The organism is Leptospira chreensis, from assembly GCF_016919165.1.
Taxonomy (GTDB): domain Bacteria; phylum Spirochaetota; class Leptospiria; order Leptospirales; family Leptospiraceae; genus Leptospira_A; species Leptospira_A chreensis.
Genome location: NZ_JAFFPS010000003.1, coordinates 1 through 25,591 on the forward strand (window position 1 = coordinate 1; position 25,591 = coordinate 25,591).

Consider the following 25,591-nt stretch of genomic DNA (forward strand, 5'->3'; position numbering starts at 1 on the left):
GAATGTTTGGTAACGACAGAAATGTGAACTTATGGGAAGAATAATTTTAAGGAATGGGCTTTGGATTTGATGGATGGTGAGATCTGTGATAGAAGGAAACCATTGGGTGGCGGGTCTAGTTCCCCACCCTACATCAGGGCGGGGTGATTATATTCTTTAGTAACGCACGTTAAACTGCATATACCCATACCCTTCACGAGAACTCTGGCCGTAGCTGACAGAGGATGGGAAAATCGCATCATTTCAGCCTGCATTCCACCAATCCCTCCGTATAAAATTCTCTTGCAATTTCGTGAGTGAATGCGAAAATTTTAGGATCCAGGAATGGATTCCTATATATGAAAAAAACACTATTATTCTCTTTACTCATCCTGCTTTCTTTCCCGCTACTCGCAGTCAACACGATCATTCTAAAAAATGGTAAGACCCTAAAGGGGACGGTAACGGATCAAAACGAACGTGGTTTGACTGTCCAAACTGCAGAAGGGCCACAAACCCTTTCCAAATCTCAAATTTTAAAAGTTATCTATAAAGATGTCAGCGAGAAGGAAGCCGAAAAAATTCGAATCGCAGAAGAGAAAAAACTAAAAGAAAAAGAAGAGAAGGAAAAAGCAAAACTGGAAAAAGAACGTTTGATTGCCGAAGCAAAAGAACAAAAACGCCTGGAAGAAGAAGCCAAGCTGGCAGAACAAACAAGACTTGCCGAAGAAAAAAACAAAGAGACACAGGCTGAAAGAGAAGCAAGGGCCGAGGCAGAATGGCTTGCCACAAGGAAGTTAGGTCCATCCCCCGCAGTAACTCAATGCGGAGGTCGCTTAGCAATCCTTTGGCGGTCAGCATTAATTCCCGGATGGGGACAGCTTTGCGGTGGATACAATGTATCGGCAGGAACATTTAGTACGCTATTTTTCGGAACTCTAGTCTATTCCCTCGGCCCCCTTCGCACAGAAGAAAAAAACGCACAAGCGCACTATGATACCATGGTATTACTCAACCAAATCGGAGGACCAGGCACCAGGTTCAATGCGCAAAACATCAGTTTGCCTTCCGAATTTGTTTTTGGATTTATGGAAACTTCGATAGTGGAAGATTTCATAGTTAAAAGCAAAAATAATGCCAAAGAAGCGAATGCTAAATACCTAGCCGGACTCGGCACTGCTGGAATCATCTACATCACAAATCTAGTCCATGCATTTATGATTGGACGCGATCGTTATCCAGACCGACCCAGTGTCAGCACAGGGGGCAAACAAATCAGAGAAGGTTTGGACTTCGATACTGGATGGGATAGACCTTACTCAGTCACAGGGATTCGTCCACAAACCAATTCAGTTTATGCCGAAGTTCGGTATTCCATTCTATTCTAAGGAGTTATTTATGAAAAATCTAATCACAGCCATCTTACTTCTTTTATTTTCTTTTCAATGTAAAATATTCAAACCTTCTGACCTAGACCCTTCGCAAGATCTAGGAACTCTACAAAGCCTACTTCGATTTCTGGCGTTAGCGGATGCATTCAATACTTACAGCCAAACTGTCGCCTTTATGAAGTTTACTGATTCCAATGGAGTTCCTTATAGTGCTGGTACTGTTGAATATTCTGTTTTCAATGAAGCGGATGAAAATGGAGTTCCTACTTCTCCATTTGGAGAATCCGGAAATATACAAACCTATACACTCACATTAGATGCAAATGGAAGAGGATTTCTTTCCTTTAGTGAACGAGGCATAGCAACGCTTACGGTTAAAAATTCTGGCGGCACTGTTGTAGGTTCTGCCAGTTTTCGAATTTATAACGGAATCACCAAACAATCGTTTTCTCTTTTAAGTCAATTTGGTGCCACACAGTTTATTCTAGAAGATCTTGCCAATTACAGAAATCGGATGGCGACCAATTTAACCTTCACTCCCCTTGGTTCTGCCAACGGTAGACAATTTATCTATTTCCAGGTCCAAACCGCAAGTTCTCCACCAAACAGCTCTTCTGCTGGCTACATAGCATCCAGCGCGGATGGCGAAAATTATGACCAAGTAACAAAGATTGATGGAGTGACGATTCAGTTTACAGCAACGGAAGAATACCTCTTAAAGATATCCACACCTACGTTTAATGGATCAGAATATGTGTTTTTCCTTTCACAAGAGAGAAGAACTTATCCTGGCCTAGTTTTTCAGGATAACAAAAACCTATTTATCCAAATTCCTTCAGTCTTTCCTCCATCTTCAGTGACTGCCCAACCAAAAGCTTTACCAACAAACTATCGTTTATTCTCTGATAGTGCTACACCTTCTCCTTCTTGGTATTATCCTGCTCTTTATTTGGGTAGCGGTAGATATATGATCACTCCTCTGTTATCGGGAACACCTCGTCCTTTATTAGTGCAACTCGACTCAGATAATACTACAGATTTAATCAGTGGATTTAGCTGCGTAACAGGAACCTCCGATTATCATTTAGTTGCCTACCAAGTGATTACTCATTCCGGGGTCGATTACCTACAATGCCCAACAAACCCATCAGGATCAACATTCGTATCAAAAAGCATTAGAATTTCCGATTTAATCAGTAACCAAGTAACGTTCGATGCAGTCTCACCATTAACCTTTAACTCACCTATATTTCCAGTACAAGACCGGTTAATCGCACTTTTATTTTCAGCATCACCTGATACCTATTATGGTTATACTTTTCCCAATGGTTCCTACAGTTTTCCCAACCCTACAATCACAAGAAACGCTACCTCAATCTCAGGATTCACAAGCACAATTGCAGGAAGTTATCATCATTTAAGGACGATTAAAAGATCAAACTCAATCCATTACTTTTTGCTATCAAACGTACCTGACTTTTCTGTATCACCTACAATCAATATCTTCCGGAGCAACGATGGATTAGCTAGTGCTAGCCTCCTATCTACTGTGCCAACCGCCCACAACAGCTCCATCGTTACCAACCCAGAACAATTCCAATCAGCAAATGGAAAATTAAATTACAGCTACAACATTTCAGCAGGTACGGGAGTTGGTTCTTTTCCAGTCTATTTAACCTACTTCACAAACGACGATGGAACCTGGGAAGGCCTTCCGAGGTTAATCAAAATCAAATAACATCTATCACCTATCGAACAATAGGTGAATTGATACAAACAACTTCCTTTATTTAATGTTAACCGTTTCTAGAATTCTCGAGTTATATAAAGGAAGTTCTTTTCCCGCAAGAATCCAAGCCAGTGATGGAAATACTTATATCCTAAAAATGAAAGGAGCGGGTAACGGAGTTCGAAGCCTTCTCCAAGAATTTTTGGTGAACCGCGTGGGCCATCTCATGGGATGCCATGTTCCGAACGCACAGTCCATCTTGATCCCTGACCAATTTCCCTGGACATTTGGAACGGATGAGTTTGATGATTTGGTAAAAAAGAGTTTTGGAATGAATTTAGCTTTAGATTTTATCGAAAGCCAAACAAACGAATCAGGAATTGATCCTCACTCTATGGATGAAGAGATAAGAAATCAAATGATCGCGATGGATTTCTTTTTTAAGAATTATGATAGAACCATTCAAAGTAATAACTTTTTAAAAGGTCAAAGGGGAAAGATTTGGATCATCGACCATGGAAGCTGCGAATTTCTAAATGAGTCACTCATGAAAGAATCAGTAACTCTGCCGTCAAATCATGTTTTTGTTTCTCTTCCCATTCAGAACAACGCCCATTTAACTAGATTACTCCAGTTCGACTACCAACCTGTGATACAAGATGTCCCCAAACCATGGTTAGCGGAGTTGGAAATGAACGAAAAAGACCTAATCTCGATTTTAAACGACCGAATCCGATGGATTCAATCTGCTTTTTATCAAAACTAATACAACTTTAGATATAATCACAAAATTCATTTAGGAAAGGTGGTATTTTCCTTTAAAAAAGAATTCACCATCGACTCGTATTCGTCATACCTTACATCAATCGACTTACAATGAGCGGCTCCCCAGTCTGTAACAAACAATTGTTTGCGGTTTGTTTTTAGATTTTGGAAGATCTCTTCCGAATGAGAAACGGGAGTGATCTCATCCGTCTTGGAATGGATGAGAAGGACAGGCTGTGAAATGTATTTGGCTGCCTTTTTAGGGGATACTTCATCCACAAGAAAGTCTGCCCGCACCTCTGCGATCGAAAGGGCAATGGGGGAAAGAAACAAAACAACTGGGCTATACAAATCCACAGCTCGTTTTTCCACAATCGAACGCATATCCATAAAAGGAGAGTCTGCTATGACAAAAGCATAATCACTTCGTCCTTCTGCATATTGTAAGGCAGTGGCTGCTCCAAAGGAGGCACCGAAAAGGCCAATTTGTTCTTCTGGAACAGAACTAATTTCGGAAAAAAATTCGATGGCTCGTTCCAAATCATGTTTTTCATAAAATCCGTACGTTCCGTATTCACCGGCGCTCTCTCCATGATGACGCGCATCATAGGCAAACAAACTGCAGCCCCGTTTCCAAAATATGGGTGCGTATTTAAGAATCCCGTAACGAGTTCTTGTATGCCCATGAAGCAAAACCACCCCGCATTTTTTCTTTTTGGGATTTTTAAAATACCAGCCGCGTAGCCGCAAACTTCCATTTTGAAATCTAACAGATTCCGGTTCGGGGAGGCCAAATTCGGAAATAGAAGTAATTTTTAATTTTGCCTTATCTTCGTCTAAACTCGTAATAGGAAAGGAAAGAATGGATGATGAAAAATAATAACCTGCACCTAGCATAAAACAGGTGAGAAAAATTATGGAAATACTGAGAATCTTTTTCATTAAAGGAAGCCTAGTTGGAAAAATCTAGGAAAGACCACAATAGGAAAAGCGAATTTTCCAAAATGTCCGGTTTTGGTGCGAAAAAGAATTGCCTACAAGGAAACATCCCTTCATTTCTTAAGGAAATCTATGAAACTATATTTAGCGTGCCTATCCCTCCTCCTAAGCCTTTCGTTTGTCAATTGCCGTACGATGGATGCTGCCATCCAATATCCCGAATCGGGAAAAACGGATTTGGGAATCAGTAAAGTAGCGGTTTTGCTTTTTGACATCGAGGAAGCAAAATGGGGAGACGAGTTCACCGACGCCGTTTCATTACAAATTGCCAAACTACTTCCCATCAAAGTCATAGAAAGGGAACAACTTTCTAAAGTAGTCAACGAACAAAGTTTCTCTAAAACGGGAATCATAGACACACAAACAGCTGTTCGCCTAGGAAAAGTATTAGGGGTGGATGCCCTTATCTTCGGTAGAGGGTCTGCGCTGAAAAAATACGATGAAAAAGGAAAACTCATTCCCAATCTTGTAGATACAGTTTCTTTAAAAATTGTTCATATTGAGTCAGGACATGTGATAGTCAATGCTCGAAAAAAACCGGGAGCCGATTGGACGATTGGCCGCCTCCTCCAATACAGCTTGGGGCTCGGACTCATTTGGAGTCGTGAAGACATTCTCATTTCTACTAGTCAATATGACTTTGTAGCAGAAAGTTTAGTGGAACGAATCGTTTCGGAACTTCGTAAATAAAATATACATACAATAAGGACAATTGATGAAAATTAACATTGGAATCCCAGAAGAAGAAAGAAGTGCTATCTCCGAGTCTCTAAAGAAATTATTGGCTGATACGTACACTCTGTATCAAAAAACACATAGTTACCACTGGAACGTAACAGGCCCTATGTTCCAAACTCTACATATTTTGTTTATGACTCAGTATACAGAACTTTGGAATGCCATCGATCCCATCGCAGAAAGAATTAGATCTCTTGGATACTATGCTCCAATGGGTGGATGGGAGTTTGCAAAGTATTCTAGCATTGCAGAAGATAAAGAAGTTCCAAAAGCAAAAGAAATGATCAAACATTTGGTGGAAGGAAATGAAGCTGTCATTCGCACCGCACGTGCCGCTTACGAACCAGCCGAAAAAGGAAATGATCAAGCCACTTTGGATTTACTCACACAAAGACTCGACATTCATGAAAAAACCGCTTGGATGTTACGTTCGTTACTCGAAGATTAGAAAAGATAAATTAAAAAAACATCATTTTAGTTTCAATTGATGTAAACTTACAAAGGAACTCTTGGATTCTTTCATTGAATTCAAGAGTTTTCTTTTTAGTTTTTGTTTTGAAACCAATGCATTAAAATTTCCAAATACTCTTTCTGGTGGGTATAATGAATGTAATGCCCACCTCCCGGAATACTGACTATCGTTAGATGAGAAAATGTTTCTTCGACCATTGACTTATCTGCATCTGTAATGTATTCGGAAGACCCGCCCACGATAAATAAAACCTTAGTCTCTGAGGAAATCTTTTCAGGAAAAGGGTGATCAAACACCCGCCGAGCCTGGTTTAGGCCCACCACATTCAGTTTCCAACGATACTCACTAGAATCCATTCGCTCCAAACTCATCTGTAAAAATTGGCGGATGAAAGTATCGGGTAGGTATTTTTCCATCTCTTGATCAATATCAGTTCGTGAAGAAAACCCAACGAGGGGGAAAGACATAGAGGCAATTTCTTTTTCATACACGAAAGGATAAGATCTGGGTGCAATGTCTTGGATGATGAGTTCCTTTAAAACACCAGGATGGGTAAAATCAAAATACATAGCCACAAGCCCACCCATCGAATGTCCGAGTAGAATGGGATTTTGAATTTGATGATCCGATAAAAACTCTTCTAAGTCTTCCGACATCAATTTGATGGAGTGTTCATTTGCGTGAGGAGAGTCCCCATGGTTTCTTTGATCCAGGGTATAAACAGATCCAAACCCAGAGAGGGCCTTGGCCACAGTGACCCAGTTTTTAGAGGAGCCAAATAACCCATGTAAGATGATAATATCACCGATGGATTTTTGATTTTCTGATATTGGTTGGAAGGGATAAAGTTTAAAACTAAGTTTCAAGAAAAGCCTTCTTACCGAAAACATTCCTTCTTTAGAATTTGTAAATGGGGAAGGATTTGTTTTTTCTCACGAGGACCCACTTCCGATGCATACCGAATCATTTGATTGATCTCCGACTTAATCCCTTCTCCCACAGGAGAAAAACAAGGAATGGAATCCGGATCCTTTGTCATCGAATGCAAATTCGATACTAAATCTTTCGTATATAAATTCACATAATTGCCATTAGGAAAAAGATAAATATAACGAAGTTTTCCTTTACGCATGTCTTCCAATCGGCATTTCAAATCAGCACCGCAATCGACACTGGGCATACTCTCTGTTGCGAGAAACCCAGCGTAATCCGAATGTTTTGTTTTAGGATAAGATTCTAAAAGTTTCCAAAAATAATTGGAATCCACATAGTATTTTCCAGAAGCATAATCATATAATAACTTAGTTTGGTGGCGTTTTAAAAATTCAAGAGTGGTTGGATCGTTATCTGGTTTGATCCCTTTTTCGTTCATCAAATCCACAGTTTTCTTTAGAAAAAACCCGGCCTTAGCCCGTAGAAAAATAAAATCATCGCCGGTAAATTTTCCAGAACTGGAAATTTGAAAGATGGTATCTGTGATTTCCTGTTTTGCCAGAAAATCAATGTTTTTCGAGAGAATCATTCGTTCTGCTTCAAATAACAAAGTAGATAGATATTGTTTGGAAGGGACAGAACGTACCACAGAACGTTTGATAAATCCAGAAAGACCATCTTCCAACTTTACGGGAATCCAATCTTCCTTGGGACTTTCTAGGGAATTCTTATCAAAAGAAACTGGTTCTCCAAACTTAAGTTTACGCAAAACATCACTTTTCTGATCCGCAAACAAATGCAAATTAAGACCGATCACAGGGATCACAATCAAGGATTGAGAATCGCGTTTGAGAAGTTCTGAAGGTTTTGTTTGTTTGGTTTTTTCTTGGATGGTAGGTTCTGCGGCAAGAGAGGCCACAAACAAAAAAAGAAATACAATTTGTCCGAAAGCAATAACTAGTTTCGATTTAGCGAAAAAAGAAAATAAAAAACGAGAAGATACAAGCCCTCTACGAAATGATTTCAGTAAAGGGCGTGAGTTCATTTTACTTTTGTAAATCCTCAACCATTTGTTTGATGCGAGAGACACCTTTTTCAATGTCCTTCTCACCTAACGCATAAGACAATCGGATGGCTTTGTCATCCCCGAAAGCAATTCCGGGAACGGCTGCTACATTGTATTTATCTAACAAAACATCACAGAAAAGTTTGGAATAAGAACTTTCTTTTTTCTCAGCCACTAACTTCTTAAATCCAGGAGTTTCATAAACACCAGAGATATAAGGGAAAGCATAAAACGCACCTTCTGGCATCCGGCATTCGAACCCTGGAATCTCACGTAAAAGCCCAACGATGAGTTTTCTACGTTTGTCAAAAGCCTTTAACATATCCGCAACAGGAGTTTGGTCCCCAGTGAGAGCGGCTTCTGCTGCGGCTTGAGAGATGGAAGAAGCATTGCTTGTGGATTGTCCTTGCATGGTGTCCATGTTTTTCACAATCTCTGCATTCCCTGCTCCGTATCCAATCCTCCAACCCGTCATGGAATAGGCTTTGGACACCCCATTCACAACAAAGGTTTTTTCCTTCATCTTAGGTGAGATCATCGCTGGATTTACAAATTCCAATCCATCATAAATGATCTTTTCGTAGATATCATCAGAAACTGTAATGATGTCTTTGGGTTCTAATACCTTTACTAACGCTTCTACATCCGAACGAGTGTAAGCAGCTCCCGTAGGGTTCGATGGAGAGTTAAAGATAAAAACTTTTGTTTTAGGAGTGATTGCTTTTTCCAATTGTTCGGCAGTGATTTTAAATCCACTGGAGATATCGGTTGCCACAATCACTGGAGTTCCTTCCGCAAGCCGAACGATATCCGCATAACTCACCCAATACGGTGCAGGAATGATGACTTCGTCGCCGGGATTGAGAGTTGCCATAAAAAAGTTGTAGAGAACCTGTTTCCCACCTGTTCCGACAATGATTTGGTTCTTTTCGTATTTCAAACCGTTTTCGGTTTCGAATTTACGAATGATTGCCTCTTTCAAAGAAACAGTTCCACTCACGGGAGTGTATTTGGTTTTCCCCTGATCCATTGCTTTTTTGGCAGCTTCTTTGATATGCGTAGGCGTATCAAAGTCAGGTTCCCCTGCGCCAAATCCAACAACGTCTAGTCCACTCGCTTTCAACTGATTTGCTTTCGCAGTGATCGCGAGAGTGGGAGAAGGTTCTACGACATCCAGTCGTCTTGCTACAAGTTTCATTCTATCCTCTATTTAGTGAGTAATTCTTCCGATACAGTTTCTTTAAACTGATCCAAAGTATAAATTTCATATTCATACCCTTGTTCGGTGAGGAAAAGTTGTCGGTTCTGTCCGAATCTCTCTTCGTTTGTATCACGCGAAATCAGTGAGTAAAAAATAGCCGTATTGTCTTGGGATTTCGGACGAAGGATCCGACCTAAACGCTGCGCCTCTTCTTGTCTCGAACCAAAAGTTCCCGATACCTGGATGGCAATGTTCGCATCTGGTAAGTCGATAGAAAAGTTTGCCACCTTCGATACAACCAGCTGTTTGATTTGGCCAGAACGAAACGCTTGGTAAAGTTCCTGTCTTTCTGGAAGAGGAGTTTTTCCTGTAATCAAAGGGATTTTGAAAGTTTGGGAAATCTCTTCCAACTGATTGATGTATTGTCCAATAATCAAAATGTTGTTAGTCGAATGTTTCTTCAAAATATAACTAATCGCACGTAGTTTCTCAGGATTTTCTGAAGCCAAACGGAACTTCTCACGATCATCCGCCACAGAATACTTCATACGAAGGTCATCTTCCATAGGAACTCGGATCTCCACACAATTGGCTTCGGCAATCCAAGACTTCGCTTCTAGTTCTTTCCAAGGTACATCGTATTTTTTCGGACCGATGAGTGAGAACACATCTTCTTCGAGTCCATCTTCCCGAACGAGAGTCGCCGTAAGACCTAACCTACGTTTGGCTTGAAGTTCTGATGTCATACGAAACACTGGTGCTGGTAATAAGTGAACCTCATCATAAACGATGAGTCCCCAATTGTTCGCACTAAAGATATGGAAGTGAGTGAAGTCCCCACCTTTTTTCTTTCTATGAGTTAAGATATTGTATGTCGCAATGGTGATCGGTTTGATTTCTTTCATCTCACCGGAATACTCACCAATGTCCGACTCTGGAATATCCGTTTTGTCTAAAATTTCATTTCTCCACTGACGAATGGACAAAGTGTTCGTCACAAGAATGAGTGTCTCTGCTCCAACAATTTGCATCACTCCCATACCCACGATGGTTTTTCCAGCACCGCAAGGAAGAACCACTACACCGGATCCACCTTCGTTACGTCCACCCGCATGGAAAGCTTCGACAGACGCTCTTTGGTAATCACGCATTCCAAACTTAATCCCACCTTTGGTCGTAGGACGTAAATTAAATGGATATTTATTTCCTTCATCGTAACCCGCAAGGTCTTCCACAGGAAAACCAATTTTGATTAACGCTTGTTTGATGTGACCACGGTATTCTTTTTTAATACGAATTTTATCACCTTCCATTCCATCCACAAAGGGTTGAACGGCACGGTTGTTGGCAATCTCAGTAATGAATCCTTTTTCATTGGAAATGATATACAATTCCCCTGATTCTTCTTTCACCAACTTCACTTTTCCGTAACGAGAGATTTGTTCTCTCACTTCATTCATTACATTCTTTGGAACGGAATAACGAGCAAATTTTGTTAAACCTTCAATGATCTCTTCTGCAGACATTTTGATCGATGCTGCATTCCACAAAGAGAGTGGAGAAATACGATAGGTGTGCATATATTCCGGGCTTTTTTCGAGCTCGGCAAACTTGGCAATGAGGTCCCGACAGGCTTCGAATTCTGGGTTATCCACCTCAAGAAGCATCGTTTTGTCACTTTGTACGGTGAGTGGCTTGGTCATGGTAGTTCCCTCTCAATTTAACCAGGCTGGGAACGGAAACCGCCCTGTCAACCCATTTGATTTTAATAGATTTTGGATGCCTTTTCGCGTCCTTTTTCAGGCAAATGGAGAATTTTTCGAACGAATTGCCAAGTGCGGCCGTCTAATCTTAGTTATCCTATACTCACAGGATCAAAATAATTGATTTGACTTTTCCCTTTTTTTAATGGCGTTCCCAATCTTTCGCACTACCAAACTTGTTTTTATCAAAGGGTCAGGCTACTCCGGGGTGCGCTAACGCTACCGTCCCCCACCATCTAACGATGGCAGGTGACCTTCGCCCTACGTATCCTTAACGCAAAAGTAAATAGTCTTTTAAAATGGATTCCGTGACACCGTCATTATGCATTCTATCGGTAAGAAACTTTCTGTATTCCCTGGCCCCTCTTTCCCCGTGATAGAGTCCTAAAATATGCCGAAGGATATAATGTATTTTTCCCTCTTTCTCTAATACAGAATGAACGTAAGGAACTAGTTCCGAAAGAACCTCTTCACGAAGGCGAGCCGGTGATTCCGATCCGTAATACAATACATCTACATCTTGGAAAAGAAAGGGATTGTCATAGGCCGCTCGTCCAATCATCACCCCATCTATCTTTGTTAGATGGTCTTCTATTTCAGCGTGAATTTTGATTCCCCCGTTGATCACAATCGACAATTCGGGAAAATCTTTTTTGAGCCTGTACACATCTTCATACCGAAGGGGTGGAATGGTTCGATTTTCTTTAGGAGAAAGTCCCTCTAAAATCGCGATCCTTGCATGGACAATGATTTGGTCCACACCCGCTTCCTTAATTTTGGAAACAAAATGATATAAGTCTTCGTAACTTTCTTTTCCATTCACACCGATGCGGTGTTTTACGGTCACAGGAACTTTCACTTGGGATTTGCAGGAAGCCACCATCTCGGCGACAAGGTCTGGTTCTTTCATGAGACATGCCCCAAAACTTCCACTTTGCACCCGATCCGATGGGCAACCCACGTTCAAATTGATTTCATCATACCCGTAATCTTCACCGATTTTAGCACATTCAGCAAGAGCCGTCGGAGAATCCCCACCTAACTGGAGAGCGATGGGATGTTCTTCTTTGGAAAAATCTAAGTATCTATGATTGTCTTTTCCACGGAGGATGGCACCTGTTGTGACCATCTCTGTATAAAGTAATGTGTGTTTGGAGATGAGCCTCATAAAGAAGCGGAAGTGCCGATCAGTCCAGTCCATCATCGGAGCGACGGAAATTCGACTGAAAGGGACCTGTGGCTTCAAAGACTTTCTCCTATGCTTCTTGTGGGTGTTCCTCTCTGGCAGGAAGGCTGAGAACCGAGGCAATTTCCGTAGGAACTCCTCTATGGATCTCTTCCGAAGCAATTACTGCAAAGTTCCTGGGGGGTAGTTCCTTTGTCAAAAAGAATGCGAAGGCTTGTCTTAGGTAACGAGAAACCACAAAGATCAGGAATCTATTTTCATCGAGAGCCTTTTGGAGTTCATTGTACACCGATTCCAAAATGCGGACTCGCACATCATGAGGAAGGATGATGATCTTACTTCCATCCGTTTCATCCAGAGTGATACTTTTGTTCATACGATCAATGATCCTCGGATCAATGGTAACCACGTGTAACTTTCCATCAGGAGAAAGGAAATCATTGATGATTTGTCTGGAGAGGGCTTGCCTTACATGTTCCGCCAAATCAAATGGATTGTTTGTCCGAGGGAGGTGGTTTGCGATCGCATCCATAATCTTTGGAAGGTTCTTAATCGAAAGACCTTCTGCCAAAAGATTTTGTAAGGTCTGTTGGATGATTCCCAGTCTTCCTTGTTTGTCGTAATCGAGTTCACCCACAAGAGTCGGATGAGTTTGTCGCAAATGTTCGAGAAGGGCTTTCACTTCTTCTCTTCCGAGAAGCTGCGATGCATAATTGGAAATCAGTTCTTTCAAATGGGTGATGATGACTGTAGACGGATCTACCACCGAATACCCTTTGTTCTCCACTTCAATTTTATCATTCGGATCAATCCAAGTGGCTTTGAGTCCAAAGGCAGGTTCTGTAAAAGGTTCTCCAATGATGGCGTCCAAATTACGCGCGGTATTATTCATGGCCATCAAACGGTCTGCTCTTACTGCCGATTGACCCACAACAACCCCATTGATACGGATGCTATAGTTATCATGAGGAATTTCTAAATTGTCTATGATCCGAATGGCCGGAATCACAAGTCCAAAATCGATCGCAAATTTTTTACGAGTATTGGCAATCTGTTCGAGTAAATGCCCACCCGAAGAGGAATCCACTAACGGGAGTAAGTCGCGACCAAGTTCCACCTGGATGGCTTCCACAGAAATTTCTTTGATATAGTTTTCTGGTTTTTTCTCTTGGACTTTTTCCTGAGCCACAGTTTCGATTTTTTTGATTTCTTCTTTGGCTACTTTTTCAATGGAATAACCTAAATACCCAATCGCTCCTGCTAAAAACAAAAGAGAAAAGAAGGGAAGGCCTGGAATCAAACTAGAAAGTCCGAGAGCACCAGAAACCACATACAAGGTTTTGGCATTCCCAAAGAGTTGGTCTTTGATCTCCACAGTCAGTTTCTTTTCGGAACTCGAACGAGTGACGATGATACCAGTTGCCGTTGTAGAAAGTAGTCCTGGAATTTGGGAAACAAGTCCATCCCCAATCGTAAACTTTCCATAAGTTTCAATGGATGCGAGGAAGGATTCCCCACGAATTGTGGATCCAATCAAAATCCCACCGAGTAAGTTGATGGCAGTAATGATTAGCCCTGCTCTTACGTCCCCTTGTACGAATTTGGAAGCTCCATCCATGGCCCCGTAAAAATCTACTTCTCGTTGGACTTTTTTACGTTTTACCTTGGCTTCGGCTTCAGTGATAGAACCACTATTCAATTCCATATCAATGGACATTTGTTTTTGTGGCAATCCATCCAAAGTAAATCTGGCAGCTACTTCCGAGATACGAGTCGCACCTTTGGTGATAACGAGTACCTGAACAATCGTTAAGATGATAAAGATAATGAGTCCCACAACATACTTACCAAGCCCCGATTCCCCACCCACCACAAAGGTTCCGAAGGCTTCGATCACACTGGAATTCATCGCCGGTCCCTTAGACAAAATTTGTCTGGTTGTGGAAACGTTAAGAGCTAACCGAAACAAGGTGGTGATAAGAAGTATACTCGGAAAAATCGAAAACTCACTGGGCTCTGTGACAGAGAGAGCCGTCATGAGTATCAGTAACCCAAGCCCAATGCTCACAACAATGAGAACATCTAAAACAAAACCTGGCAAAGGGACAATCAACATTGCCAGGATCATGAGTGTTCCCACTCCTAAAATTAAATCGGATTGTTTGAGTAAGTCTCTAAAATTCATTCGCTTATCCCATTCCTACTTTTTTTCTAAACTTCTCAAGAGTGATGAGGATTTGAACCACCGCATTGAAGAACTCTTGCGGAATTTCCTTACCTACTTCAACTTGTGCGTATAAAAGACGTGCTTGCTGTGGACTTTCAACGATCGGAACATCATTTTCCCGAGCGATCCTTCGTATTTCGAGTGCTAGGCGATTCTCACCCTTTGCAATCACTCGGGGTGCGGAGTCCCTTCCCATTTCATAAGATAATGCTACAGAATAATGCGTAGGGTTCGTAATCACAACATCAGCTTTCGGAACCTCACGAAGCATATTTCCTTGCATCATGTCACGAGCCAGTTGCATCCGGCGGTTTTTCATCACCGGATCCCCAGAATCTTCCTTCATCTCTCGTTTGGCTTCCGAAGGAGTTTGTTTGAGAGATTCTTCAAATTCCGACTTTTGGAAAAAGAAGTCAGCCACAGCAATCCCAAGTAACAATAGCCCTGCGGCCATCATAATCTTAAATCCAGAATAAGTGATGAGTGAGATTGCCTGCATCATCCCCATATTTCCCGTGAGTAGGACTTTCAAAAAATCACCAGAGATCAAAATATAACTGATGATGCCAATGATGATCACCTTCGCCAGTGACTTCACTAAGTTAAACAATGTTTGGCGGTTAGGCAACACTCGTTTGAAATTGGGAGAAATTCGATCAAACCGAAAGGATAGAGCCCTTGGGGAAAACATAAACCCGACTTGGACAACATTCCCCACAACGGCAAAAACGAGAGTAATTGCAAGCACCGGCCAAAGGAGATTGAAAAAATCCTTTGAAACTCCCGCAAGGATCACTCGGAACTCTTCGGCTCCGAACCGGTCCATCTTCATTCCCATCGGCAGGTATTTTTTAATAAAAATGGCAGTATTACGAATGAAAGTATCACCCAAGATATAGAGAACACCCGTTCCACCTAACAAAACCAAAGTGGATGCTACCTCATTGGATTTAGGAACATTCCCCTTCTCTTTTTCTTCTCGCCTGCGACGTTCACTCGGAGGTTCGGTTCGGCCTTCATCGGCCGCAGCAAAAAGTTGGAGGTCGATCTCATAATATCCAGAGGAAAAACCTGGAACAGAAAGAACCGGTGCGAATTCTTTTGGTTTTGTAAAATCAACACCAAAGAAACTGGAAAGGGTCTCAAAACAAAACGAATTGAAACCACCAAGTAGTGATTGAACCCAAGTAAGAATCGTCTCTCGACTCCGAATAAAAATGGAGCCTTGATTCAATACAAAATGAATGAATCCCTTTCCTTTCATAGACTTGGCCACTCCCGGATGAGTAAACTTGCCTTATCCATAGAAATCTGGATTCCTTGTACCATTTGCGTGGCAATAAAAGTAAGTGTCGCAATGAGTGTGAGTGTTCCAATAAATACTTTCAGTGGGAAAGACATCGACATCACATTCATTTGTTGTGCGGCTTTTCCCATAAGGCCCTCGGCAAGAGAGACCAAAAATAAAATCCCCATCACAGGGAGGGCAATCTTAAAAGAAACCACAAACATTGCACCGATGGCATCTTCCATCAGCCGATACAATCCTTGGTTCACCTTACCCGTAAAAGAAATGATTCGAATTTTTTCAAAAGAATAAGCCAGCGTTTCAATGAGAAACCGGTGAGCCCCAATCACAAGAAAAAGCGCTGTTGCCATTAGGTTTTTCATCGTTCCAATGGCCGGGAGTGAGTTTTGAGTCACAGGGTCTAAAATTTCCGTATACCCAAAACCAATTTGGTTGTTAAAAAATTCACCCGCCATTTGGAAGGCAGCAAACACAAGTGAGACGAGAAATCCAATAAACACTCCGATCAACATCTCTGAAATAATGAGGATTCCATAGTTAATCATATGGCCTGGAACCGGTGGCATATAAGTCGCGACAACTGGGTAAACGATAAGTGATACCATAAAGGAGAAGATCATACGCAAAGAAAAATTGATCGATTCCGAAGAAAAGAAAGGGGCAACAAGGAAGAGTCCGAGGAGGCGGACTAAGACCAAGAGAAAAGATTGAAAGTGTAAAACAAATGGTTCCATATCATATCTTTTCTATCATAAAAAAAATTTCACGAGTGTAATCCGTCATAACTCTCACCATCCAAGCTGAAAAAAATACAATCACAGCAAAAATAGAAACAAGTTTTGGAACAAAGGCAATGGTTGGTTCTTGGATGGAAGTGGTTGTTTGCAAAATACCAACAATGAGTCCCACTACCAGAGCCGTAATGAGGATTGGGCTTGAGATCTTAAGTGTAACGATAAACGCTTCTCGGAGTAAGTTGACAACATCGACTTCTGTCATTTATAACTCCTTACGAGCTCGAGTACCAGTAAGTTCCATCCATCAATTAAAATGAAAAGAATAAGTTTAAGGGGAAGGGAAATCATCACCGGAGGTAACATCATAAAACCCATAGCAAGGAGAGCGGATGCCACAATCAAATCGATAACAATAAAAGGAATGAAGATATAAATACCGATGATAAATGCTTTTTTGATTTCACTTAACATAAAAGCGGGAACCAAAACATAAGAAGGAACATCCTCGAAGGACTTCACATTCTGAACTTTCCCAATTTTCAAAAACAATGCAACGTCTTTAGTTCCATCCCGGCCTAGTTGGCGGATCATAAACTGACGTAAATGTTTCATCGACCCTTCCATAAAAGCGGATTGGTCAATTTTTCCATTTAAGAAAGGTTGCAGGGCTTCGTCATTCACCTTACCGATAGTAGGCGCCATAATGAAAAAAGTAACAAAAAGAGCAAGGCCCATCATCACCTGGTTTGGTGGTAAGTTTTGGAGTGATAATGCTCTTCTCACAAAATCAAACACAATCACAACTTTAGTAAACGAAGTGACACTCATCACAATGGCCGGAGCCAAAGATAGGATGGTCACTAGAAAAAGGATCATCAAAGAAAGGCTAGTGTCTTTTGGCCCTCTCGCCTCATTTACGTTAAATGACAGGTTAGGAATAGGAATCCTTGTTCCCTTGTCCTGAGCCATAAGCCCAGTAAACCCACCCGCAGTGATGAGAAATAAAATACTAATGAGAAAAATAATCGATTTATGCCTCTTACAGAAGGAAAAAAAACGCGCTCTCATGATTCCCCTCCCTCTAACAATTCCCGGTGTTTGCGTAACCGCTCCAGGCCTTCTTTGGCCTTTCTTTGGATCTCTGCTGCTCCATCAAATTCCAAACTTTCCATTTTGGATGGATTGATGCGGATCTTCCTTTGCGCCTTCGCCTTGGATTGCAAACTTTCAAGAACTGTCTCTAGAAAATTCGGAACATAAGGATCAGCTTCCTCTTTCATCTTTTGGATTTGTGATTTTTCATCAGGAGCAGTTACTTCTGTCAGTAAACTCACAGATCCATCAGCGACACCTAACACAAGTGTACGTCCCCCCACTTCCACAATTTGTACCGATTGGGTTGCAGAAAGGGAGAGGCTAGACAAAACCTTCATAAATCCTTTCACGGGATATTTTGCTGATTTTGTTTTTTGCATTTGTAAGATGAGGTAATAACCTGCACCCACAAGGATGGCCAAAACAAATAAAATCTTGAGTAAAATCCAAGTCGCAGAAGGAGAATCATCTTGGTTTTCTGCATATCTTTCTTGGATGAGATTGGTTTCTTCCGATCCCTTACCAGCCTCCTCACTCGCATTCGTTTTGTTAGTGTTAGGAGAACCTTCGAATTTTGGAGCCGAGTTGGGATTGTTTGAATCCGCTGGTTTGGATTTGGGGTCTCCCAACTCTTGGCGAAGGATTTGATCCAGTTCTTTTGTTTCGACGCCTTGCGAAAACAGAGGAGAAGTCGCCAAAACAAGGATTAGGCAAAAGTACATAACTTGCCCCTTTTGTTTTGACATTCTCTGTTTGAAACTAATCATTTTTCGCCTTTGAGTCGGTCGGTAGGACTTACGATATCGGTAACACGAACACCAAAGTTTTCATCGATGACCACAACCTCACCCTTTGCAATGAGTTTGCCGTTAACAAGTAAATCCACTGGCTCACCAGCTAACTTATCTAGTTCGATGATGGAACCTTCTCCAAGCCCCAAAATGTCTTTGATGTACATTTTGGTTCTTCCCAGTTCCACAGTCAGAGCCATCTGCACATCCATAAGAAGATTGAGATTGGTTTGTCCTGGTCCACCACCTGCTGTGGCAAGAGAAGGAAAATTAACACCTTTGATTCCCACAGAACCTTGGCCACCACCCATTCCCATATTGGGCTGCATGTTGACGTTCATTCCACCGGACTGTTGTTGTTGTTTTTGGCCTCCCCCTTTTTGGATATCCAAAACAGAGTTAGCCATAGAAAGAGAAATTACATAATATACTTTAAAAGAACCGACTCCATCAATATTCAAACTGAGAGAAGTCTTCACCAAACTACTGTCATCTGGCAGTTGTAAATCGCGACCAGAATTCACAAGAGCAATTTCTGGTGGGCTACCAGACATGGTTCCGCCCAGTTTCATTCCAATCTGAGCCGTTACCGTTCCAAGGATCGGAGCCAGGGAATCTTTTAAAGTTTGGAGTTGTGCATTGTCGAGTTGGCCTGGAGGAGTCATTCCTCCCATCATCACACCAGCAATTTTCGCTGCGTTTTCTTGGGCCATGATGAGGCAAACACGTCCCGCCAAACTTCCGCTAATCGTAGAGAATAAACTGACTGTTTTGGTTCCGAGTTCTTTTTGGATATCGGTAGAGGAGCTCGATTCGGTGGCAGGGTTCATAAAACGAGTGTTTTTTGCCAAGATCGTGCCAAGTGTGTTCCCCGCCACCTGGAATGCAGAGCCGATCACATCGGAAATAATGTCGCGGTCAATAGGAGATAGGTTGTCCGATGACGAACTTGCGGCGCCACTTAAAGATGAGAGGTCGAATGTATCATCCGCGCCTTGTAGTAATGCGTCTATCTCGTCTTGTGAGAGTGAACCTTCACCCATACCCTTTTATCTCCGGAAAAACTTAGGATAATGAGACATAATATGAATCTTTTTGTCACTCAGTTTTTTTCCGAATTGACAAAAAGTAAGAGGGACTAGTCGAAAGCGCTCGAAAGTCCGTCCGAATAGGCACGGAGATTGTCATACGAGTAAATTCCCGTGTTATGATAGTCGCTCCAGACGATGGAAATCGCATAACGGCCCACTTTCGTCCAAGAAAGGAGTTTGATAGACTCAATATGGCCCGTTGCGTCCCCCACTTTCCCCCCATGTCCCCCGCGACAAGTTGCACAAGGGCATTTTTTACGAAGGTCGAGGAGGGAATACTTGGAACCATGGCCATCCTTCCATTCGATATAGAGAGAATCATCATCGAAAGAAATTTCTTTGGGGAAGGTGGCAAGTTGCGAGTTTGGCATTTTTATGCTTTCACCGGCAGTTTGGTCGTTTTGGAACGAAAGTTTCCGACGGTGGTTCCGTATTGAATTTTGTCACCGAGGGCTATGTTTGTCAAGTCGATGGTGTCATTTTCAAACACAAGGATGACTGTCGAACCCATTTCGAAACGACCGAGTTCGGACCCTTTGTCGATCATAATGGATACGTCTTTGTAATGATGTTCTTTCGCAAAACGGATCCAATTGTTTGTGACAATTTTATTGTCGTAAGTCACTCGGATTTTTCCAACGTTTGAGGCCCCTACTTTGATCACGGCCACTTTCCCGTATTCTGTTTGTAAGAAGGTGATGAGCCTTTCGTTTTTAGGAAAAAGTCCTCGGATATTGAGAACTGCTAAATCATTCACTGGGAAAAGTTTTCCCGGCTCATAATAGTAACCTAAAATTTGGCCCGCAAACGGACTATGGATGCGATGGTAGTCTTGTGGGGACAAATAGAAGGTAATGTATTTTCCATTTGTGAAAAAAGGATAATATTTTTCAGAACCTAACAATTCTTTTACGGAATAGTCAATCCCTTTGGCTTGGATGATGGTGGACTGATTGATATTTCCAAAACTTGTAATTTTGGAATCTGTAGGAGACACTACAGCATTCACAGCAGAGTCGATGATCCTTGCTTCGGCACGAAGGGCGCGAGTAAAGAATTGATTTAAGGATGCATATTCTTTGATCTCAAGTTCGGCTTCACTCAAATTGATTTTATAAACCTTTGCAAAAGCCTTTAAAATTGGGATCATCATAAACCGTGGCAAACGCAAAGTAGAGAAGTATCCAAAAATTTTAGAAATCAGGTTTTTCGGAAGTAGTGTCAAAAACAACAAATAGAAATCTTTAAAAATTTCATACCGGGCTCCCGACTCGGATAAGTATTTTTTGAGTTCAAAATTGGCTGTTTTCCCAAGTAACATAAGAGAAACTAGCAGAGGTACGCTGGTAATCACGGCCGCAATATAACCCCAATGCATTACAAAACTGAGGACATCAATTCCATACTTCACATAAAGATAAGCAAATCCTAAGGTAGAGCCTATGAATAACATTCTAAAGAAATTGGAGAACTTTTCTCCAAATACATAGAATGCATTTTGTTCCCCGCTATAGAACCAACCAGCAAGACTGAGGATTCCAAAACAGAGAAAAGAAATACAAAACAAAATAACAGATAAAGATTCTTTTTGTTCTAAAATTCTTGCCGGGAAAGCAAGGATGGTTTCTAAATTGACCGCACCATAAGAATACAAAACAAACCCAACGAGAGTTGCCATAATGAAACCTTCAAAGAAGGAAGCAAGCATACTCACTAATCCTTGTTTTGCGGCATAGTCAGTTCGCACGACACCAGCAATTCCAGAAGATTTACCCACAGCCGTTTCTGTAGACAAAAAGAAAGTACTCAAAGAAACAGAAAGCGCACGTAAAACGCCGAAAGCACCGCCACCTTGCAAGGCTTTAATAGAGAATGCTTCTTTTGTGACATCCGATAAAAATCCAAAAAAGGAAATCATTCCATTAGAAAAAAGAGATATATACCCAAAAATGAAAAGGATGATTCCAATAGGAGCAAGGATAGACGAAGCACGCCCCACTCGCCTAACACCACCAATCACGATAAAAAGTAAAATCACAGAAATGGAAATGGGGCCAGATAGTCCGGATAAATTCAAACCCTCTTGGGTGATGTATGTAAGTCCGACAAAAGGAAAAATTCCCCCGAACAAAAGAACCGTAACCATACTCGCGAGGGAAAATGCCACAGCAAGCCACTTAGCTCGTAAGGCTTTTTCAATAAAATACATAGGGCCCGATAGATAACGTCCGCTAGGAAGTTGGTTTCGAAACTTCACCGCCAAAGTGGAAGACACAAAACGGATCGGCATGACAAACAAACTCATCACCCAAATCCAAAAAAGAACGCCAATTCCGCCGTAGGCGATGGCAAGGGCCGTTCCAATGACAGAACCCGCAAGAAGGGAAGATCCAATCCCAGCAAAGAAGGCTTGCGAATGCACCAGTTGGCCTTTGGAACCTTTGAAGTCCATATTGCCCGTTAGGATCTTGAGAGCAAGAAAGAGAAAACGAATTTGTGGAAATCCCAACCGAAAGCTCAAATAAACTGAGGCGATAAGGATGAGATAGAAGTAAGGGCTCAGGATGTCCGATCCTAAAATCAGATTAAACTTAGATCCGTTTTGAAAGAGTGTTTCCATATTGGTTCTTCCTCACGAAATTGGATGAAATTGTTATGTCAAGATGTATTGTGATCCTTCCGTTTCTGGTTTTTATGATTTCTACCTTAGTCTTTGGGAGCTTAAGCGCAGAACCCTCGGGAATGGAAGTGGGGATGCGGTATGGTGCTGGCGAAAGAGTTCCCGGCCGATTTGATGGCAATCTAAAACAGTTTTCCTCCACCTTCAACCCTTTGGTTTTTTCTGATGTGAGTTTGAGTGGAGGGAGATCGACCAATTTGTACGAGGGATTTGTTCGTTTCCTTCTAGATTCAAGATCAAGAGTTGGATTTGTTGTCGGCAGAAATGATTGGCAAATGCTTCGTTTAACGGAAGTTACAAGTGATTATTACTATACAAAACTCCGTTCTGAAATTTATTCCTATCATGTCCTCGGAATGTACTATTTTACCATGCCAATCTACAAAAACTGGGAATGGGAAAATGGACTTGGGATAGGATTTACTTCTGCAGATTGGAACATCCGAGGGTATTCCATTGGGGAATTATCTCCCAACACCCAATACTTTAACCAAAAAGGACGCCTCCGGGGAAGTGGACTTGCTTATCGCTTTGAAACGGCCATCAATCGCCGGTTATACGAAGATACCTTTTTGCAGATCGGTCTTGGATACCACCATGTCGCCATCGACAAATTTAGCGGGAATTATAATGGAGAAACCTCGAGTTTCTATATCCGAGCCGATGGGAAGGTGGGAGTCATCGATGATACAAGGATCATTGATGCGACTGTGAGCACTGCACAAACTTTTCGAAGGTTAGATATGAATTCTGGATCATGGGTTCTTTATTTTTCAGTCTTCCAACGGTTTTTGGATTGACGATCTCTTGGGAAGAGTATCATTCTTTAAGAAAATTACATGAAACCCTCTAAAATCATTACCATCGGTATCAAAGAATTGGCTCACCAAAAAGTCATCCTTGCTGCTTGGTATAACTTCCTAAAAGAAAACTTTGATGCAAAAAAAGTTTCTACAGAGGAATTCACCCAATACCTTCAAGCACACGTAATGTATGATTTAGACAAAGATCAAATTGAATTGATGTTGTCTGGAACAGAACCTCTTTTAGAAGATTTCAAAAAATCTATTTTTGGATGAACCTCCAAATCTTCGGAACCAAAAAATGCAAAGACTCTAAGAAGGCGCAGCTCTTCTTCCAAGAGCGACGAGTCAACTTCCAGTTCATCAACCTCCAAGAAAAAGAAATGAGTAAAGGAGAACTTCGCTCAATTCTCGGAAGTGTTAAATTGGATGATTTGATTGATACAGAATCGAAAGTCTACGAAGACAAAAATCTAAAATACATGTTATACGATAAAGAAGAGGCCCTACTCACCAATCCCCTTCTATTCAAAACACCGATTGTCAGAGACGGCAAACGAGCCACCATTGGATTTGTTCCCGAAGTCTGGAAACAATGGATCTTAGAATCTAAAAAATAGATGATCGAAACTACCGTAAGTACGGTGATCAAAAAACCAGTCTCAGAAGTATTTGCCTATGTTTGTAATATGCAAAACCAAACTGCTTATAATTCCAGTATATCCTCTTCTGAAGTTGTAGCAGGGAAACCCAATGAATTTGGAATTGAAATCGACTTGGGAATTCTCAATCTAAAAGAAATTTACAAAATCGACAAAACGATCCACAACCAGCTGATTGTTGCTAGTTGCCACTCAAAGGTAATGAAATTTACAGATCGTTACGAGTTCAAAAATTCAGATGGGAACTGCGAACTGACAATCATAGACAAAATGGAATTACAAGGCCTATTCAAACTGAGTGAAGGCCTTGTAAAATTAAACCTGAAGTCACAAATGACAGCTAACCTAGATTCACTAAAGAAAATTCTAGAATCTTAAGATTCCTCTTTCTTTCGTTTGGAAAATTCTTTAGAGATCTCTGGCAACATAGGAAGAGAACTGTGAATTCGATGCATCTCCAATGCAGGTCTTGCTGGAATTCCAAAATACACTGTTTTTTCTTTCGAGTCCTCGGTGAGTCCGGATAGTCCGAGAAGAATGGATCCTTTTTTCATCGTTAGGTGTTCTGCGACTGCAGATTGACCCGCAAGAAAACATCCATCTTCGATAGTGACAGATCCTGCTAGAACCGTCGCTCCCGCAATGTATACATAATTGCCCACACGACAGTTGTGACCAACATGTACATGGTCATCAAATTTTGTAAAATTTCCAATGGTAGTAGATTCAAGGGCCGCTCGGTCTACCGTGCAGTGAGCTCCCATTTCCACTTCATTGCCGATGATTACGTTTCCAATTTGTGGAACCTTATAACGGATACCTGCGTAGTCATAAAACCCGAAACCATCGGCACCAATGACTGTGTTCGAATGGATTAAGTTTCGTTTTCCCAACTTACAGTTGTAATAGACAATCACTCCTGATTTTAGAACCGTCCCCTCTCCAATTTCCACATCTGGTTCCAAAACAACATTGGGATAAATAACGGCGCGGTCACCGATCACCACATTTTCTTGGATGACTACGAAATCCATAATGGTAACATCTTTACCGATTTTGGCACTAGGATGGATGCTTGCTTTTGCAGAAATAGAAGCCGTATATTTTGGTTTCTTTTCAAATAATGCCACTACTTGGATGAATTTTACTTTCGAGCCTTCTTCTGGAATGATGATGGCATTGTGAAATTGAGAAGCTAATGATTCAATCGTAAGAGCGATTTTTACCTCGGAAGCTTTTTTATGTTTCGCTAAATACTTTTTAGAAGCCACATAATAAATGCTATTCGAATCGACAGGAGTATGGTGCTCCAAATCTTTAATTCCATTGATCTCTAAATCACCGGAGCCGGTGAAACTTGCACCTAATTGTTCAGCCAAAGCCTTTAGTTTCATTGATACACCTTAGACTTGAAAAATAATTCGAAGGGACATATTTCAATCATAATTTTAAAATCTATTCTGCGGAAACTTTTCAAAATATCCGATAATTAGAATATGTTCTATCCCATTCTGAACAAAGGCCTTCGTTTGCTTTTGTTAACTTACACTGTTCAATATTGTTTATCCGCGAGTGGGCTTATAGCACAAGAAGGGGTGGTTTTCGAAAACCCATATAAAAAGACAGAGAACCCTTCTGACCAGAAATCCTTTACTGTATATTTTTCAAAACATTCTTCTAAAATATCCAAGGCTGACTTAGTTCGTCTGCAATCCACTGCTGATTTTTTGAATCAAAATAGAAATTATGAAATCTACATTCAAGCGCATGCAAACGAAGGCAAAAATGCTAAAGAGGATGTGATCATTAGCGAAAAAAGGTCTCTGGAAGTGGAACGATTTTTACTCATTCATTTTGTAGAACCAAACCAAATCCGACGACTCTTCTACGGAAATTCCAAATCACCAAACAAAACGAAAGAACACCAAGCACTCAATAGGCGCGTGGAAATTCAGATCCAACCACTCCCTTAAA

The 25,591-nt window shown here is 41.3% G+C and carries 26 protein-coding genes; 10 read left to right on the forward strand and 16 right to left on the reverse strand.

The features are described from left to right. The first annotated feature begins 338 nt into the window (after positions 1–338). From JWG41_RS00035 to JWG41_RS00045, 3 genes are read left to right on the forward strand one after another with little or no spacing between them, the layout of a single operon-like run. Complete coding sequence (locus JWG41_RS00035; protein ID WP_205267929.1) at positions 339–1,367, forward strand: LA_0442/LA_0875 N-terminal domain-containing protein; 1,029 nt, start codon at positions 339–341, stop codon at positions 1,365–1,367. Between the two features lie 10 nt (positions 1,368–1,377). Next, positions 1,378–3,108 (forward strand): hypothetical protein, encoded by a 1,731-nt coding sequence (locus tag JWG41_RS00040; RefSeq protein ID WP_205267930.1) that lies wholly within the window; start codon positions 1,378–1,380, stop codon positions 3,106–3,108. A gap of 55 nt (positions 3,109–3,163) precedes the next feature. Beyond that, positions 3,164–3,865: a HipA family kinase gene (locus JWG41_RS00045; RefSeq protein WP_205267931.1), complete on the forward strand. Its 702-nt coding sequence runs from the start codon at positions 3,164–3,166 to the stop codon at positions 3,863–3,865. 26 nt (positions 3,866–3,891) lie between these two features. Here the strand turns inward: JWG41_RS00045 and JWG41_RS00050 are convergent, their stop codons facing one another. Beyond that, entirely contained in the window at positions 3,892–4,806 is a 915-nt protein-coding gene (locus tag JWG41_RS00050) for an alpha/beta hydrolase (protein ID WP_205267932.1), read from the reverse strand. 129 nt (positions 4,807–4,935) lie between these two features. Between JWG41_RS00050 and JWG41_RS00055 the strand changes: the two genes are divergently transcribed. Further along, complete coding sequence (locus JWG41_RS00055; protein WP_232373583.1) at positions 4,936–5,553, forward strand: CsgG/HfaB family protein; 618 nt, start codon at positions 4,936–4,938, stop codon at positions 5,551–5,553. Positions 5,554–5,575: 22 nt separating this feature from the next. Next, positions 5,576–6,049: a Dps family protein gene (locus JWG41_RS00060; RefSeq protein ID WP_269571000.1), complete on the forward strand. Its 474-nt coding sequence runs from the start codon at positions 5,576–5,578 to the stop codon at positions 6,047–6,049. A gap of 95 nt (positions 6,050–6,144) precedes the next feature. Here the strand turns inward: JWG41_RS00060 and JWG41_RS00065 are convergent, their stop codons facing one another. From JWG41_RS00065 to asd, 14 genes are all read right to left on the reverse strand, one after another. Next, entirely contained in the window at positions 6,145–6,939 is a 795-nt protein-coding gene (locus JWG41_RS00065; RefSeq protein ID WP_205267933.1) for an alpha/beta fold hydrolase, read from the reverse strand. 11 nt (positions 6,940–6,950) lie between these two features. Then, a complete protein-coding gene (locus tag JWG41_RS00070) occupies positions 6,951–8,051 on the reverse strand; it encodes an SH3 domain-containing protein (RefSeq protein ID WP_205267934.1) in 1,101 nt (366 codons plus the stop codon). Between the two features lies 1 nt (position 8,052). Then, a complete protein-coding gene (locus JWG41_RS00075) occupies positions 8,053–9,270 on the reverse strand; it encodes a pyridoxal phosphate-dependent aminotransferase (RefSeq protein ID WP_205267935.1) in 1,218 nt (405 codons plus the stop codon). An 8-nt stretch (positions 9,271–9,278) separates the two neighbouring features. Beyond that, positions 9,279–10,976 (reverse strand): DNA repair helicase XPB, encoded by a 1,698-nt coding sequence (locus JWG41_RS00080; protein WP_205267936.1) that lies wholly within the window; start codon positions 10,974–10,976, stop codon positions 9,279–9,281. A gap of 331 nt (positions 10,977–11,307) precedes the next feature. Further along, a complete protein-coding gene (gene dusA, locus JWG41_RS00085; RefSeq protein ID WP_205267937.1) occupies positions 11,308–12,282 on the reverse strand; it encodes a tRNA dihydrouridine(20/20a) synthase DusA in 975 nt (324 codons plus the stop codon). Between the two features lie 10 nt (positions 12,283–12,292). After that, positions 12,293–14,407, reverse strand: a complete 2,115-nt coding sequence (locus JWG41_RS00090; RefSeq protein WP_205267938.1) for a flagellar biosynthesis protein FlhA — start codon at positions 14,405–14,407, stop codon at positions 12,293–12,295. Between the two features lie 4 nt (positions 14,408–14,411). Then, positions 14,412–15,713 (reverse strand): EscU/YscU/HrcU family type III secretion system export apparatus switch protein, encoded by a 1,302-nt coding sequence (locus JWG41_RS00095; RefSeq protein ID WP_205267939.1) that lies wholly within the window; start codon positions 15,711–15,713, stop codon positions 14,412–14,414. Next, on the reverse strand, positions 15,710–16,492 hold the full coding sequence (gene fliR / locus JWG41_RS00100) for a flagellar biosynthetic protein FliR (RefSeq protein ID WP_205267940.1): 783 nt from the start codon (positions 16,490–16,492) through the stop codon (positions 15,710–15,712). Before fliR ends, JWG41_RS00095 begins: the two co-directional genes overlap by 4 nt. A gap of 1 nt (position 16,493) precedes the next feature. Then, entirely contained in the window at positions 16,494–16,757 is a 264-nt protein-coding gene (gene fliQ / locus JWG41_RS00105) for a flagellar biosynthesis protein FliQ (RefSeq protein ID WP_002974890.1), read from the reverse strand. Then, on the reverse strand, positions 16,754–17,563 hold the full coding sequence (gene fliP / locus JWG41_RS00110) for a flagellar type III secretion system pore protein FliP (RefSeq protein ID WP_205267941.1): 810 nt from the start codon (positions 17,561–17,563) through the stop codon (positions 16,754–16,756). The genes fliQ and fliP overlap by 4 nt, the downstream gene beginning before the upstream one ends. Next, complete coding sequence (locus JWG41_RS00115) at positions 17,560–18,312, reverse strand: FliO/MopB family protein (protein WP_205267942.1); 753 nt, start codon at positions 18,310–18,312, stop codon at positions 17,560–17,562. Before JWG41_RS00115 ends, fliP begins: the two co-directional genes overlap by 4 nt. Positions 18,313–18,353: 41 nt before the next feature. Further along, positions 18,354–19,424: a flagellar motor switch protein FliN gene (gene fliN, locus JWG41_RS00120; RefSeq protein WP_205267943.1), complete on the reverse strand. Its 1,071-nt coding sequence runs from the start codon at positions 19,422–19,424 to the stop codon at positions 18,354–18,356. A 95-nt stretch (positions 19,425–19,519) separates the two neighbouring features. Further along, a complete protein-coding gene (locus JWG41_RS00125; RefSeq protein ID WP_205267944.1) occupies positions 19,520–19,843 on the reverse strand; it encodes a DUF971 domain-containing protein in 324 nt (107 codons plus the stop codon). Between the two features lie 2 nt (positions 19,844–19,845). Beyond that, a complete protein-coding gene (gene asd, locus JWG41_RS00130) occupies positions 19,846–22,092 on the reverse strand; it encodes an archaetidylserine decarboxylase (RefSeq protein ID WP_205267945.1) in 2,247 nt (748 codons plus the stop codon). A 35-nt stretch (positions 22,093–22,127) separates the two neighbouring features. On the opposite strand from asd, the gene JWG41_RS00135 reads away from it, so the two are divergent. The 4 genes from JWG41_RS00135 to JWG41_RS00150 are packed head-to-tail and all read left to right on the forward strand — an operon-like array spanning position 22,128 to position 23,995. After that, on the forward strand, positions 22,128–22,952 hold the full coding sequence (locus tag JWG41_RS00135) for an LIC_11366 family protein (protein ID WP_205267946.1): 825 nt from the start codon (positions 22,128–22,130) through the stop codon (positions 22,950–22,952). Positions 22,953–22,991: 39 nt separating this feature from the next. Then, complete coding sequence (locus JWG41_RS00140; protein ID WP_205267947.1) at positions 22,992–23,231, forward strand: hypothetical protein; 240 nt, start codon at positions 22,992–22,994, stop codon at positions 23,229–23,231. Further along, complete coding sequence (locus JWG41_RS00145) at positions 23,228–23,575, forward strand: arsenate reductase family protein (RefSeq protein ID WP_205267948.1); 348 nt, start codon at positions 23,228–23,230, stop codon at positions 23,573–23,575. The genes JWG41_RS00140 and JWG41_RS00145 overlap by 4 nt, the downstream gene beginning before the upstream one ends. Next, positions 23,576–23,995 carry an SRPBCC family protein gene (locus tag JWG41_RS00150; protein ID WP_205267949.1) on the forward strand — a complete coding sequence of 140 codons (420 nt, stop codon included), beginning with the start codon at positions 23,576–23,578 and terminating at the stop codon, positions 23,993–23,995. Here the strand turns inward: JWG41_RS00150 and lpxD are convergent. Next, entirely contained in the window at positions 23,992–25,011 is a 1,020-nt protein-coding gene (gene lpxD / locus JWG41_RS00155; protein ID WP_205267950.1) for a UDP-3-O-(3-hydroxymyristoyl)glucosamine N-acyltransferase, read from the reverse strand. The two genes, JWG41_RS00150 and lpxD, sit on opposite strands and share 4 nt — an antisense overlap. A 102-nt stretch (positions 25,012–25,113) precedes the next feature. On the opposite strand from lpxD, the gene JWG41_RS00160 reads away from it, so the two are divergent. Continuing rightward, the gene (locus tag JWG41_RS00160) at positions 25,114–25,590 is read left to right on the forward strand and encodes an OmpA family protein (RefSeq protein WP_205267951.1); all 477 of its coding nucleotides are present in this window, start codon (positions 25,114–25,116) and stop codon (positions 25,588–25,590) included. Position 25,591 lies beyond the last annotated feature (1 nt).